The following is a 13,155-nucleotide window of genomic DNA, read 5'->3' as shown; positions in this document are numbered from 1 at the left end:
AGCCGGTGAGCAGCTCAACGCGACCCGTGACCGTCCTGGAGAAGTCCGACGTCTTGCCCGCCCTCTTCGGGGTATGGGACGACATCGACAAACTGCTGGCCACCATCTCCGAGGCGGAGCTGCTGACCACACAGACCGAGTTGCCCGGCTGGCACGTCCGCGATGTCGTCGCGCACATCATCGGCACCGAGCTCATGCTCAAGGGTGAAGCGGTGCCCGAAGCCGACATCGACGTCTCCGAGTTGGACCACGTGCACAACCCCATCGGCGTGATGAACGAGTGCTGGACCCGGTCGATGGCTGCGCTCTCGAGCACCGAGCTGTTGGAGAAGTTCCGCGCCGTCACCGACGACCGGCGGGCCACGCTGACGGCGATGTCGGACGAGGAGTGGAACACCCCGACGATGACACCGGCCGGCCAGGACAGCGTCGGTCGCTTCATGCGGATCCGGACGTTCGACTCGTGGATGCATGAGCAGGACATCCGCGAGTCTGTCGCGCGGCCCGCACCGGATGCGGCGTTGCAGAAGCCGGAGGCGCAGCTGTCCCTCGACGAGATCGAGACGATGATGGGCTTCGTCGTCGCCAAGCGCGGGGGAGCGCCCGACGGATCGCGGGTCGCGATCGAGCTGACCGGACCCATGGCGCGCACCATTCGGGTCGCGGTCGACGGCCGCGCCGCGGTGGTGCCCGACTTCGGCGGCGCCGAGCCGACCACGGTGATCCGGATGGACGGCTGGCAGTTCACGCGGCTGTGTGGCGGACGTCCGCTGGGCGCGGTGCGGCCGGTCGCCATCGAGTTCGAGGGTGACGCCGAGATCGGCCGGCGGATCGTCGAGAACCTCGGTTACGTCATCTGACCTGGTCTGACGGCGGGACCGGATACTCGGTGGACGTTGTCGGTGCGGCCGGTATGATGGAGTGTCCTGCCGAAAGTCGGCGGGGGTGCGAGGGGCTGAACGGTTTCGACTTCGCGCATCGAATCAAGGGAAGCGTGCCGGTGCAGGCAAGAGACCACCGTAAGCGTCGTTGTAACCAATTAAGCGCCGATTCTCATCAGCGCGACTACGCCCTCGCTGCCTAAGTAGCGACCGCGTGTCTGTCAGACCGGGAGCGCCCTCGGCCCGGACCCTGGCATCGACTAGAGGGACCCACCCACGGGGCCGGTCGCGGGGCCCGTGGGGACATCAAACAGCGACTGGGATCGTCATCTCGGCTTGTTCGCGTGACCGGGAGATCCAAGTAGAGGCATAGCGAACTGCGCACGGAGAAGTCTTGAGGGAATGCCGTAGGACCCGGGTTCAATTCCCGGCAGCTCCACTGAAACAGCAGGTCAGAACAACAGAAAATAGTTGTCAAACAGTTGTCAAACTCTACCGCCGGGGGCTACCCTCGGCGGTATGAGTCATTTCAGGCCATCCATGCAGGTCAACCCACAGAAAACGGCCCGCTGATGGCCTCTGTTCGCGGACCACGACGCAAGGACGGGACGGGCTTTACCGTCCTGTATCAGTACGAGGGCCGCCAGTGCGGCGCGACCGTCGACGACAGGGCCACCGCCGACGAGATGGCGGCCGACATGAAAGCCATCGGCGTCGAGAAAGCCATGAAGGTCTGGGGCATCAAACCCACCAAGGCCGCCGCCAAACGATCCAACGCGCCGACCGTCGCCCAATGGCTACAGAAGTACATCGACACCAGGACTGGCGTCACCAAGTCCACCCTGTTCGACTACCGGTCCTACTTAAAGAACGACATCGAACCAGTCCTCGGCTCAATACCGGTGGACCTGCTCACCCCCGAAGACATCGCCGGCTGGGTGCAGGGACTCGCGGACCGCAAACTCGCCGGGAAGACGATCGCCAACCGCCACGGCTTCCTGTCCGCCGCTTTGAACACCGCGGTCAACGCACGGCCGCCCGTCATCCCACACAACCCGGCGCTCGGCACACGCATCCCCCGCACCGAGCGCAAAGAGATGTGCTTCCTCACTCACGACGAGTTCGCACTACTCCTCGCTGGAGTGGACGACTACTGGAAGCCGATGGTCCGATTCATGGTGGCGTCCGGCGCCAGGCTCGGGGAATTGACGGCGCTGCGCCCCACCGACGTCGACCGGAGCCGCCGCGCCGTCCATATCGGACGCGGCTGGAAACGCACCTACGAAAAGGGCAAGCTGTACGAACTCGGCTCCACGAAAACCAAGAAGTCCGTCCGAACCATCATCGTCGACAAGGACGTTCTCGACGCCCTGGACTACACCGGGGAATGGCTTTTCGCCAACCCGGACGGTTCGTCAATCCTCCATGTCGACTGGCGCAAGCAGGTCTGGTATCCGGCCGTCAAAGCCGCACAGGCAGCAGGGCTGCAGAAGCAGCCACGGATCCACGACATGCGCCACACCTGCGCGTCGTGGATGATCGCCGGCCGCGCCGACATGTACGCGGTGCAGCGCCACCTCGGGCACGAGTCGATTCAGACCACCATCAACAGCTACACCCATCTGGACACGCAGCAGGCTGAAGCTGCGGCCGATATCATCGGCAAGGCGCTGCGGCCACCAGTCGGCTAGGGGCAGCTCGGGTAGATGGCCATCACGTCGGATACGAATACTTCGCCGACCGTCATGTTCCCGCCGGATGCGGCGGCATACTCGCGCTTGGCGTTGAACGGCGATTGACCGTTGGCGAGGTGTGCGCAGACCAGGTGTGCATCACGCGCCATTGACGCGAAGTCGCGGACCACGATGCCCTGCGCGATGAGCCTGTTGAATAACTGCTGGTCGTAGATGCTGACCCATTGCGGGGCGGCGGGCGTCGGCACCGGTGCAGTTTTCGTGCTGACGGATGGTGGAGCTTGCACGATGACGGTCGTGATCGTCACCGGCGGTGGTGGCGGGGCTGGGGGTGCAGAGGCGCCGAGCTGCAGCGGTGCCACGCTGGTCGTCTGAGTTGGACTCGATACCACGAGCGCGGACGCTGTCTCGTGGCGATTCCAGCCGACGAACAGAACTGCGCCGACAACCATGCCGGCCACCGCGACGATGCCACCCGCAATCAAACCGACCCGCACTCGCGAGACCGGCTCCGGGTAGTCGAGCACTTCCGTCTCGTCGCTGTACGCGAGCTGCGAGCCAGTCTCGACAATCGCGCCACCGAGCTCGGTCGGAGCAACTCCGGTTTCGCACTCGTGATCGACAGGCACGTCCCCCGACATGGCCCCTCCTTGGCTAGATCGTCAGCTGCGCGATTTCAGCGTGTGACTGATGGCGAACGCCGTCCAAACGAGGGTCCACATGCCACCCCAGAGCAGCCACATGATGCCCATTCCGCCCGCAACACCGCCACCTTCATCGGCGCCCGACGAGCTGAACAAGCCGATGCAGGGGATGACAGTGCCCAGAAGTGAGAAGACTGCCAGTAGCGCGAACCCGTAGTGGATTGACACTTGACGCCCAGTTGCAACCGGTGTCGGCGCGGGACTGCTCGTAGTGGCCGTCCACTGTTGTCCGTCGTACCACCGGTTCACCGGTGCGCCGTGCGGGTCTGGGTACCAGCCGGGTGCAGCGCTTGTGGTCATGGTTGGATCGTAGGTCTTTCGGGTAGGGGTTATTGACGCTTTTGATGTGGACACTTACTGGATTCTGTCAGCTGACTGGTAACACGCTTGGCCGTTACTGAAACGTGATGTTTGAGTCTTGGCAAACGACGTTTACGACCGCGTCATTTGGTCGTAACCTATCGACTGACAGGCCACTCGGGGTTGGTCGTCAACCTAGTTCTCAAACGAAATTTCAGGGGTAGCAATGCCTTTCGTACAAGCGCGCGCAAATCATGTCCACCACCATTGACGCGTACCCGCCGCAAGAGACGCCCGCCGAACTCCTCCAGCGCATCCAAGCCGTGCTTTCGGCAATGCCAACGGTTGAAGCCGAAGCGCGGCTCTTGCCACATCTGGAGTGGCAGCTCGACGGCATCCTCGAGGACCTGACTAGTTCCGATCTGCTACCCGGTCGAGCAGCTGGTCCATGAGGCGTGCTGCGTAGTGGATTCGGTTGGCGTCACCGTCGGCTCGTGCGTCACGCAACCGTTGCAAGGCGATGGTGATGCGTTGTGCGAGGGGTGGTGCTGGGTAGACCTTGGCCACGTCGACCCCCTGACATGACGAAAGCCCCAACCGCGTTGGCAGTGGGGCTTATCGATCGGGACGCATGAGACTGCGCCTACGGCGTCAGCCTATCACCACAGTCGCACCTTCCTGTCAAGCAACTGCGAGCGTGTTGACGTGTCGTACGAGGTCGGTGGCGAGTTCGAACCATTCGCCGGAGACGCGGAGGTGTGCGAATTGTTTGTGTCGTTGGAGTTCGATGGTTCGGTTGCCGTGTTCGTAGCCGATGCAGTCTTCGGGTTGGATTTCGGCGATTCGGCGTTTGAATGGACGTCGCGCTGCGACTGCAATCCGCCTGAGAGGAATACTCGAATGAAGTTGCCTACCATCACCGCCAAGCAACGCATGTACGCCTACGGTGTCATCGCTGCGGGTCTCGGTGTCCTGACGTTCTATCGGCTGATCGACCCGGCTGCCATACCGGTGTGGTTGGGATTCGCCGGCGTTGTGCTGGGCATCGCAGGCAACGCAACGGCGGCCGTGAAGCTGAACGGCCAGATCAAGACTGGCTCGGTCGAGTGAGCGGCGGCATCACCCCGTTCAACCCCGATTCGTGGATGGACGTCGTTGCCCTGCTTGGTATCGCCGCGATCGGCCTCGCCACAACCGCCCTGCCTCTGTGGCTCAAAGCGCGTTCGACGGGCACGAAGGTCACTGAGATTCACGAGCAGACCGTCAACGACCACAAGGAAGAGACGAACCTGCGGGTGCAGCTCGACCGCATGGAGCGTGACCAGCGTGCGTTCCACGAGGCGGTGACCGGTGAGATTCGTGGCTTGCGTAGGGACATTGGGCGTCTAGCTGATGCTGCCGTGGACGATCGGGCGATGCACCACAAGGACATTGATCGCCTAGATGACGACATTGACGAGTTGCGCCGGCGGTCCGCGTGAGCGCAAGTGGTTGGGCGGCCATCGGTGGACTCGTGGCCGTGCACAACGTCGCGGCTGCCGGCCGGGGTACGCCGATGCTGTCGGAGACGTTCGACGGGTTCCGCACACGGCATCCTGTGGTGGCGCACGCTGTGGTGGTGCTCGTCGCTGGGCATCTGCTGCGGATTCTGCCGAAGTTCGCGGATCCGCTTGGTGCAGTCATGGGCACCCTGGCGCGCAAGATCGGGCCGTTGCGTTGACCTGACTTGTCACCGGTCGGCGCTAAGCTGACATTGGCTGGTGGTAGGGCTCGCAGGCCCGCGCCGCTGCGAAGGTAGTCCACCGGCCACAAACTTACTCACCCCGTCGCCTCGTGCGGCGGGGTCTTTTTTCATTTCAGAAGTAAACCGATGGACAGGGTTATTAAAGCCTTGACCAGTGCGTTTCTATCTTTTGTCAATCGCCTCGTTTTGTTTTCAGGGGTTGGCGGCGCCCGCGCACTTATACAGGCCTATAGAACCGTATAAAACTCGATGGAACCGTTCAGCCCTCGTAGCCGTCTATTGCCCGTGCAAGGAAACTTGCATGTCGGCCGGGGTGTTAAAACAAACGGGCCGAAACTTTATAGGTTGAGGCGGAACCGAAAGCGACTCGCCAACGTCTCTACCTGTAGATCGTCCCTGGCTGGTCTCTCCGTCGGCCAGGGACGATCTCTTTGTTTGCTGGCCGACGCATACCGGGGCAGGGTATTTGGTGACGGATTGACATTGTCAATGTCTGTTCAAAAACTCCCTGGTCACTTGATTCGCTTTCGTGCCTTCAGTACCCCGTCGAATTGGTCGCGACCTGCGGAAACACCTTGGTTGCGCCGGGTTCAATTCCCGGCAGCTCCACAAGAAAGGCCCGGCTCGGATGCGAGCCGGGCCTTTTCGTTTGGTCGCGTCGGGTTGTCATCCACCGGGGCGGGCGATGTGGTTGTGGCCCTACTGCCATAGATCTGCTGGGGCGCCTTGAGATCCCCGGTTCAACTCGGTTTCGTGCCAGCTTTGAGCTGTGCGCAGTGGTCTACTGCTGTGGCGTGAAGTCGATCCAACGCTGCTGAGACAGCCACACACTCGTCGTAAATCGATTGGCATGCCGCAACTCTGATGCCGTCTGGTGGATTTCCTTGCGTCGCCAAACTTAGGTTGGTCCGCGCCGGCCCAGTTTGTTCCTTGGCCAAGCTGCGGTCAGTGTCTAGTTCGGCAATCAATCGTTCAGTTGTTGCGATATCCGCATTGTGTGCCGCTGGGGGATCAAGCGGCGAGATACATTGACGCATAGCTGCTTTCAGTGCCGGCACTCGTTGCGCGAGTGTGCCTAGAATCGCGACGACATCGGCACGAGCGGGACGGTCCGCGTCTAGCGTGGCTTCAAGTCGATTGAGAAGTTGGGAAATGTCGCTGTAGTAGCGGCCGGCTTGATCGCTGAACCACGTTGCGCCCATGGTGCGCGCGTTAATCGCGGCGAGGCGACGTCTGGTGATCTTGATGAACGATCTTGTCGCGATAATGCGGTCGCCTTCGTCGTATCGGCGGATCCATGCCCGGCGCAGGCCCAGGAGTGCCGGCTCGGAGATGTAGTCGGCAAGGCCTAGTGCGACAAATGCCGGATGTCCGGGTATATCTCGAGGCCGCGGCGGCTTTTTGATTTTCTTGATGACGCTGACGACGGCCTCCTTTCCAGCTTCGATGAGGACGTCACTTACGACGGCAGCTGGTAGCCCAAGTGCTGCAACAGCCGGTAGTGCGGCTATGACGGTGGCCGTCGGTAACACGTAAGGCGCAGCGGCCACGCCTACCGAGATTCCGACGGCCAGGGAGCCAGCCTTTTTGACTGCTCCCCATATGCCGCGGCGCAGCCGCCTCGGAGTCGAATTGGGGTCCTTGCTCAGGTCGTTGAGGCGCTCAGCGAAATCGCGAAACTCACCAGAGAGGGCTTCACGGTTGAAGTCGCCGTCACGTGGGTTGTTGACCGCCTCAGCGAATGAGTTATTCCATTCGTCTATGGTTGGCGGCGGCTGATAACCGATCGGGTCGAGCAGGTCTGTCCACGGGAATCCGACTGCGGCATCGGCGATCGCTCGCCGCAGTTCAGCTCGTTGGTGAGGCGCAATATCGTTCGCTGCTTCTGTGGGAGCCAGTGCGGCCCATAGCGCGGGGGTGTCAGCCGCTGCACGCAACGCATTGCTTAGTCGCTTCGCAGCTGCGCGCTGCTCACGAATTGGAGTGCCAATGTTAAGTGCTTTGAGACCTTCGGAGTGTGCTGCGAGAAGTTGATCGAGAAGTCCACGGAGCTGGTCGTTTGGTTGCATCGTCGGAGCTCCGATCCTGAAGGCCAACGTGAGCCGCCGCGGGCGGGCTGGTACTGCCTCAATGAAACTCTTGCGTGACTGCCGGCGCGGGAGCGTCTTGACTTCCGATAACCCGGCTGCCGCCATAGGCGGATCGTATCCCGGCCACTCTGGTGTACCAGCGGAACTGCGGAAATGCATACCAGGAGAAGGCCTTAGAAGTGAAGTACCAATACGCAGTGTTTGGTGCGGAACGGGCTCGCCCGCGAGATTCTCATCGAGAAGCGTGTCGGGCAACTCCAGTCGGACGATCGAGACACCGCCGACTCGACGGTGGGGTTTCGACCGTAACCACCGCTGTCCCACCAAGCGTGATTCCGCCCCAGGAGGTGCCCCAATTATGGGTACGCAGCACCCGGCCAAAGCTTCGCCCCGAGCGGCGTGTGGGGAAGTAGCGATTTTCAATACTCGATCTGTCCCACACGCCACCCGGGCTCAGACGTTACGGATGTCCGCTTTGAGCAGGTGGGGTTCGGTGTCGGTGTCGTCGATGCCGAAGCTGATGATGCGGCGCGGGGTGATGCGGATGATCGCGGAATCGAGGGCATCTCCCGCGGGGCCATGCTGCCCTGACGCTGTCACGGCCTGTTCTGCAGTGCCGCGAATCTCCAGGCAACGAACGCGCCACGGGTCGCGAGAGGCGATGTCGTCGACGACGAACGCCACCTTGTCGTGGTGGGCGAGGTTGCGGAACTTCTGACTCTTGGCCATGTTGTAGCCCGAGATGTCGATGGTGCCGAGTTCCTCGTTGTAGGTGAAGCCCACGGGGCTGACCTGCGGTGTGCCGTCGGGCTGGATCGTGGCGAGTCGCCCGAGGTCTGCCGCCTTCATGAATTCGATTTCGTGTGGTTTGAAGGACATGTATTCCACGCTAAAACCTCAACCATGGTTGAGGTCAACCCCGGCGCATGCAACACGATTCGTAGTTTCAGTACCACCATGTGGTGAGCCATGTCCCGCATTTTCGTGACAGAAACTGAAACACGTTCTAGTCTCTGGGTCATGGGTAACCTGGAGGCGATCGCCGACATTCAACGGCTCAAGTACCGGTACTTCCGCTCCTTGGACCTAAAGGACTGGGACACCTTCGGGGACTGCCTCGCCGCAGATGTCGTGACCCGCTATGGCACACACGCGATGGGTGAGCCGGTGCACTACGAGGGACGAGACGCCGTCGTCGACTTCATGCGGACGAACCTCGACAACGGAATCATCACCACGCATATTGCCAGCCACCCCGAGATCGACCTCGACTCCGACACCACGGCGCACGGTTCGTGGGTGTTCGAGGACACCGTGATCGTGCCGGGGCACGCGATGATCCGCGGCTCGGGCTACTACTCCGATACCTACCGCAAGGACGAAGACGGTGTGTGGCGGATCGCCAGCACCGGGTACCAGCGCATCTACGAGGCGCTCACGTCGCTGGAAGATATGCCGAGTTTCAAATTGCTCGCGAACCGCTGGGCTTAGTGCTCGCGCGCCGCGGCGCTCAGTTCGTCACCACGTTCAGCACGAAGTTCGCGTCGGTCTGATTCGGCACCTCGGGTGGCACTTGCGCGGTGCCGTCACCGCGGGCCTTGCTGTACTTGCCGCTGCCTCCGACGATCGAGACGGGCAGTGTTTCGCCCTTGCTGAACACGGCGGCGCGGTCGGCCAGCATCTGAATCGAAATCTGACCGCCATCGAGGATGAAGGTCTCGGTGCACGAGACGTCCCCTGTGGTGGCATCGCCGCTGACAGTCGTGCACACCCCTGCCGTCCGCCCGAGCTTCGTGCCGCCTTGGCGATCGAAAACGTCTCCGGCGAAGATGAATTGGTCACCCGGACCCTCGCCGGGAGTTCCGAGATCCACACTGGTCTGCCCGGTGTCGTGCTCGTAGAAGTGCAACGTCGTGCCGCCCGGCGCCGACTGATCCTTGCCTCCCGAGGAACAAGACATCGTCAACAGCAAGGCAGGGATCAGCACGGCCGTCGTAGTGCGCAACATGTTCATGTCTCTTCCTCTCGGAGGGGTGAATAGCTACCGATGGCCGCCAACCATCGGCTGACCGGCAAGACCTCCTCCTCCATAGATTCAGCTGCGAGTTGCCTGTGGGGAACCGTTGTCTGTTGAGCATCCCACTCGCGGAGCGCGATTCATAGCAAACAATTCGGCAGGTGACGTGCGCGCAGAAAGTTAGGCTTGCTCGGGTGTGCACCCGAGTCATCTGGCCTGACGCAGGCGATGCGGTCCTGGTCGGCCGCAACATGGACTTCCACCGCGACCTCATGACGAACCTGTGGAAGCAACCGCGCGGCGTGACCCGTGACGACGGCGTCACCGGAAAGCTCACGTGGACCTCGAAGTTCGGCAGCGTGATCGCCACTGCCTTCGACATCATCTCGGTGGACGGCATCAACGAAGCCGGATTGGCCGGGCACGTGCTGTGGCTGGCCGAATCCACCTACGGCACACCGGATGACACCCGGACCCAGCTGAGCCAGGCGGTCTGGCTGCAATACTTCCTCGACAACTTCGCGACGGTGGCCGAGGCGGTCGCCTGGATCGGCGAGACCGACGTGCAGGTGGTCCAGCTGGACGACCCCACCGGCGGCGACCCGCCGACCATTCACCTGGCGCTCGATGACGCCACCGGCGACTCGGCGATCATCGAGTACCTCGACGGCCGGCCGAAGGTCTATCACAGCAAGGACTTTCGGGTGATGACGAACTCGCCCACCTTCGATCAGCAGCTCGAGCTGGTGAAGAACTTCGAGGGCCTCGGCGGCCCGGAGCCGCTGCCGGGTACGACGTCGGCCTCCGACAGGTTCGCGCGCGCCACCTACTACGCCGGCCGGCTGCCCACGCCGGCCGGCCAGGTGGAAGCGATCGCCGGCATGTTCTCGGTGATCCGCAACGCCGCGCAGCCCTTCCGGATACCGGATCCGGGCAAGCCCGATGCCTCGCAGACCATCTGGCAGGTGGTCATGGACCTGACGAACCGGCGCTACGTCTACGAATCGACCACGCGCCCCAACATCGTGTGGGTCGATCTGGCGGATCTCGACTTCACCGCGGGCAGCCCGCAGCTCAAACTCGACCTGATCAGTGACCTCGCCGTCGAAGGCGGTATCGCGGGCAACGTCGGCAGCAAGTTCAAGGACGCGGGACCGATGACCTTCCTGTCGTTATCGCTGCTGCACGAACTCGAGAAGGCGAACACGGCGGATTGAGCGGCACGTCCGCTATTGCCATGACGTGCCGTTGACGCTCTGACACGCTGTCCGGATGGACCTCATGTGGGGTGTCGTCGCGCTGACCGTCGCGACGTTCACGGTGCTGCTGGCGGTGCGCCGCGTTGTGATGGCCGTCAGCGGACTCGTGTTCGCGCGCTATGTCGCCGTCGGCGGATTGGCGGCGTTCTCCGTCGACCGCGACGCCGCGGCTGACGACACCTGTCGCGTGCGGTTCGAGGTCGGTGGGCCCGCAGTGTTTCACAACGTGACGGTGCAGCTGTTCGGCATGCCCGAAGGCGCTGCGTCGGCACCACCGCCGTTGCGCCACACCATGATTGCCGGCGACGATCCGATCGACTGGACCTTCCGGCTTCCCGACGGCGCGGCCGCGCAGGCGTGGGTCACTGTCACCTGGGTGCGGCCCTACCTGCAGGGCGTCGAATCCGAGGCTCTCGCACATTGGCTGCAGGGCGACCGGCTGTACGAATGGCGTTGGTACTCAGAGACGAACCGCTACGTCCGGACGGTCCTGCGATTCATCGCCCGACGGTGGTCCGTGGGCGGCGAGTCGTTGCGGGAGTTGCCGCTGTACGGGCGGTGGCGGCGCACCTCGTCGAACAACAGCGCCGATCTGTTGGGCCCGGCGGCCACCCCGCCACCGAGAACCTAGACACCGTCAGGTCGGCAACTGCGCGAGCACCGCTGCCATGACGTCGGATACCGCGGCGGGATTGTCGCCGCTCACCTCGACCACGGGGACCAGTCGACGTTCATGGCCGGCGCCGACACCGCTGAACTCGTCGCCGACGATGGCGGTCGCCGTCGTCGTCCCCCGATCGGTTGCGGTGTAACCGGGATGCCCACCGAACGCGGTTGGCTGGGCGTTGACGGTCGCGAGTTCCCGAGTGCGGTAGTTGAAGCTCACCAGAAGATCTGTCCCGCCGCGTTTGAAGAAGCAACTGTCGAGGCTCTGGTCTTTCCAGTCGAACACCAGGCCCGGCACCTTTTGCAGTTCGGGTACGACGGCACACGGTGCAGTTCGGGTGAGCGCCGTGACTGTCGTGTTCGGGGAGCTGCCTTGGGCCGGCTGTGACGGCCACTTCGACAGCACGGCGCGTACCAACGGTTCACCGGATGTACATGCCTTGCGGTCCCGGGCCATCGATACCGACATGCGCACCGCGATGTCGTTCTCGAACGGTATGTCGATGCTGCACGCGCTCTCGTCCAGTTGGCCCCGAGCTTCCGGCGGGAGGGCTGAAGCAGAGTCGATCTGCCGGATCCGGGTACCGTCGATCTCGGTGAGTGTGCCCAGGGGAGTGATGAGGAAATCCGTTGGTGTGAAAGCGATCGCCCAGTCGACGTCGACGCCGCGGTCGCTACCGTCGTCTATGTGGGCGGCGCAGCTCGTCGGGCTGGACGCCGTCCCGAAGGCCCTGATGGTGCCCAGCGCGGCGAGCTTGTCTCGGTCGATCAACGCGCACGGATCAATCCCGCGGGCCCACGCGATGGCATCCTGACGGGTCAGGTTCTTCGGCATCGGCATCGGCTTCGTCGCCGACGTCGGGGCCGGCGCCGGTGTGGGCTCGGTGGTGCTACAGCCCGTCATGAGCGACGACGCAACCAGTGCGAGGCCGATACGGTTAGCCCACTTGCGATTTCCCCCGATACGCATGGCTCAAGCCTATGGGGTCGCGGACGTGGCACCTTGCACGTATTTGTAGCGACGACGATCACGGCAGTGCCAGGATGGCCTCATGACTGTCGTTCTGGTGCATGGCAATCCGGAGACCGCTGCGATCTGGGGTCCGCTGGCCGACGCGCTCGGTCGCGACGACGTGGTGCGCCTGTCGCCACCGGGATTCGGCGCCCCACTGCCCGAGGATTTCCCGGCTACCTACCTTGCGTACCGGGACTGGCTCGAGGCCGAGCTGGAAGCCATTGGGGAGCCGGTCGACATCGTCGGCCACGACTGGGGCGGCGGCCACGTACTGACTGCCGTCATGCACCGGCCCGAACTCGTCCGCAGTTGGGTGACGGACGTGGTCGGGATACTCGACCCGGACTACGTGTGGCACGACCTGGCGCAGGTGTGGCAGACGCCGGGGGAGGGCGAGCAGCTGGTCGAGACCATGCTCGGCGGCAGCGTCGAGGACCGCGCCGCCCAGATGGTCGCCCTGGGCATGCCGCCGGATGTCGCCACGGCCCTCGCCGCCGCGCAGGGGCCGGAGATGGGCCGGGCGATCCTGGCGCTGTACCGTTCGGCGCGCCAGCCCGCGATGACGGAGGCCGGGCGTGACCTCGAGAAGTTGCGTGCCAGGCCGGGTCTCGCACTGCTGGCCACCGACGACCCGTACATCGGCTCCGACGAAATCCGTTACCGCGCAGCCGAACGCGCGGGCGCGCGCACCACGGTGCTCGACGGGCTGGGGCACTGGTGGATGCTGCAGGACCCCGCGCGCGGCGCGGCCGCGCTCACCGAGTTCTGGGCCACGCTCGACTGAA

Annotated in this window: 16 protein-coding genes and 1 other RNA gene; 10 read left to right on the top strand and 7 right to left on the bottom strand. The window is 63.4% G+C overall.

Annotation, left to right across the window (positions count from 1 at the left end):
* Window positions 1-5: 5 nt before the first annotated feature.
* The 3 genes from H289_RS0120445 to H289_RS0120440 all read left to right on the top strand — a co-directional run bounded on the left by H289_RS0120445 (window position 6) and on the right by H289_RS0120440 (window position 2,572).
* The gene (locus H289_RS0120445; protein ID WP_029105504.1) at window positions 6-860 is read left to right on the top strand and encodes a maleylpyruvate isomerase family mycothiol-dependent enzyme; all 855 of its coding nucleotides are present in this window, start codon (window positions 6-8) and stop codon (window positions 858-860) included.
* A 91-nt stretch (window positions 861-951) separates the two neighbouring features.
* Window positions 952-1,323, top strand: a transfer-messenger RNA (tmRNA) gene (gene ssrA / locus H289_RS32540).
* A gap of 130 nt (window positions 1,324-1,453) precedes the next feature.
* The gene (locus H289_RS0120440) at window positions 1,454-2,572 is read left to right on the top strand and encodes a tyrosine-type recombinase/integrase (RefSeq protein ID WP_020102680.1); all 1,119 of its coding nucleotides are present in this window, start codon (window positions 1,454-1,456) and stop codon (window positions 2,570-2,572) included.
* Here H289_RS0120440 and H289_RS0120435 read toward each other — a convergent pair.
* From H289_RS0120435 to H289_RS33450, 3 genes are all read right to left on the bottom strand, one after another.
* Entirely contained in the window at window positions 2,569-3,216 is a 648-nt protein-coding gene (locus H289_RS0120435) for a hypothetical protein (protein WP_020102679.1), read from the bottom strand. The two genes, H289_RS0120440 and H289_RS0120435, sit on opposite strands and share 4 nt — an antisense overlap.
* Window positions 3,217-3,237: 21 nt before the next feature.
* Window positions 3,238-3,579: a DUF2510 domain-containing protein gene (locus tag H289_RS0120430; RefSeq protein WP_029105503.1), complete on the bottom strand. Its 342-nt coding sequence runs from the start codon at window positions 3,577-3,579 to the stop codon at window positions 3,238-3,240.
* A 411-nt stretch (window positions 3,580-3,990) separates the two neighbouring features.
* Entirely contained in the window at window positions 3,991-4,146 is a 156-nt protein-coding gene (locus H289_RS33450) for a hypothetical protein (protein WP_020102677.1), read from the bottom strand.
* Between the two features lie 138 nt (window positions 4,147-4,284).
* Between H289_RS33450 and H289_RS34095 the strand changes: the two genes are divergently transcribed.
* The 3 genes from H289_RS34095 to H289_RS30910 are packed head-to-tail and all read left to right on the top strand — an operon-like array spanning window position 4,285 to window position 5,299.
* Window positions 4,285-4,689: a hypothetical protein gene (locus H289_RS34095; RefSeq protein ID WP_020102676.1), complete on the top strand. Its 405-nt coding sequence runs from the start codon at window positions 4,285-4,287 to the stop codon at window positions 4,687-4,689.
* Window positions 4,686-5,060 (top strand): DUF2746 domain-containing protein, encoded by a 375-nt coding sequence (locus H289_RS30915; RefSeq protein WP_020102675.1) that lies wholly within the window; start codon window positions 4,686-4,688, stop codon window positions 5,058-5,060. Before H289_RS34095 ends, H289_RS30915 begins: the two co-directional genes overlap by 4 nt.
* A complete protein-coding gene (locus H289_RS30910; protein WP_020102674.1) occupies window positions 5,057-5,299 on the top strand; it encodes a DUF7427 family protein in 243 nt (80 codons plus the stop codon). The genes H289_RS30915 and H289_RS30910 overlap by 4 nt, the downstream gene beginning before the upstream one ends.
* Window positions 5,300-6,063: 764 nt before the next feature.
* Here the strand turns inward: H289_RS30910 and H289_RS33120 are convergent.
* Both H289_RS33120 and H289_RS0120400 read right to left on the bottom strand, forming a co-directional pair.
* Window positions 6,064-7,392, bottom strand: coding sequence for a hypothetical protein (locus H289_RS33120; RefSeq protein ID WP_155944189.1), 1,329 nt, complete (start codon window positions 7,390-7,392; stop codon window positions 6,064-6,066).
* A 474-nt stretch (window positions 7,393-7,866) separates the two neighbouring features.
* Window positions 7,867-8,292: a PPOX class F420-dependent oxidoreductase gene (locus H289_RS0120400; protein ID WP_029105501.1), complete on the bottom strand. Its 426-nt coding sequence runs from the start codon at window positions 8,290-8,292 to the stop codon at window positions 7,867-7,869.
* 141 nt (window positions 8,293-8,433) lie between these two features.
* On the opposite strand from H289_RS0120400, the gene H289_RS0120395 reads away from it, so the two are divergent.
* Window positions 8,434-8,904 (top strand): nuclear transport factor 2 family protein, encoded by a 471-nt coding sequence (locus H289_RS0120395; RefSeq protein ID WP_020102671.1) that lies wholly within the window; start codon window positions 8,434-8,436, stop codon window positions 8,902-8,904.
* A gap of 19 nt (window positions 8,905-8,923) precedes the next feature.
* Here the strand turns inward: H289_RS0120395 and H289_RS0120390 are convergent, their stop codons facing one another.
* A complete protein-coding gene (locus tag H289_RS0120390; RefSeq protein ID WP_020102670.1) occupies window positions 8,924-9,427 on the bottom strand; it encodes an allene oxide cyclase barrel-like domain-containing protein in 504 nt (167 codons plus the stop codon).
* Window positions 9,428-9,624: 197 nt separating this feature from the next.
* On the opposite strand from H289_RS0120390, the gene H289_RS0120385 reads away from it, so the two are divergent.
* On the top strand, window positions 9,625-10,647 hold the full coding sequence (locus tag H289_RS0120385) for a linear amide C-N hydrolase (RefSeq protein ID WP_020102669.1): 1,023 nt from the start codon (window positions 9,625-9,627) through the stop codon (window positions 10,645-10,647).
* A 55-nt stretch (window positions 10,648-10,702) separates the two neighbouring features.
* Window positions 10,703-11,320 carry a hypothetical protein gene (locus H289_RS0120380; protein WP_020102668.1) on the top strand — a complete coding sequence of 206 codons (618 nt, stop codon included), beginning with the start codon at window positions 10,703-10,705 and terminating at the stop codon, window positions 11,318-11,320.
* 6 nt (window positions 11,321-11,326) lie between these two features.
* Here H289_RS0120380 and H289_RS0120375 read toward each other — a convergent pair whose 3' ends face one another.
* Window positions 11,327-12,259 carry a DUF3558 domain-containing protein gene (locus tag H289_RS0120375; RefSeq protein ID WP_020102667.1) on the bottom strand — a complete coding sequence of 311 codons (933 nt, stop codon included), beginning with the start codon at window positions 12,257-12,259 and terminating at the stop codon, window positions 11,327-11,329.
* Between the two features lie 148 nt (window positions 12,260-12,407).
* On the opposite strand from H289_RS0120375, the gene H289_RS0120370 reads away from it, so the two are divergent.
* The gene (locus tag H289_RS0120370; RefSeq protein WP_020102666.1) at window positions 12,408-13,154 is read left to right on the top strand and encodes an alpha/beta fold hydrolase; all 747 of its coding nucleotides are present in this window, start codon (window positions 12,408-12,410) and stop codon (window positions 13,152-13,154) included.
* Window position 13,155: the final 1 nt, after the last annotated feature.

The organism is Mycobacterium sp. 360MFTsu5.1 (assembly GCF_000383495.1).
Taxonomy (GTDB): Bacteria; Actinomycetota; Actinomycetes; order Mycobacteriales; family Mycobacteriaceae; genus Mycobacterium; species Mycobacterium mucogenicum_B.
Note: the sequence above shows the minus strand (reverse complement) of the source record. Positions and strands in the feature narration are given on the sequence as shown.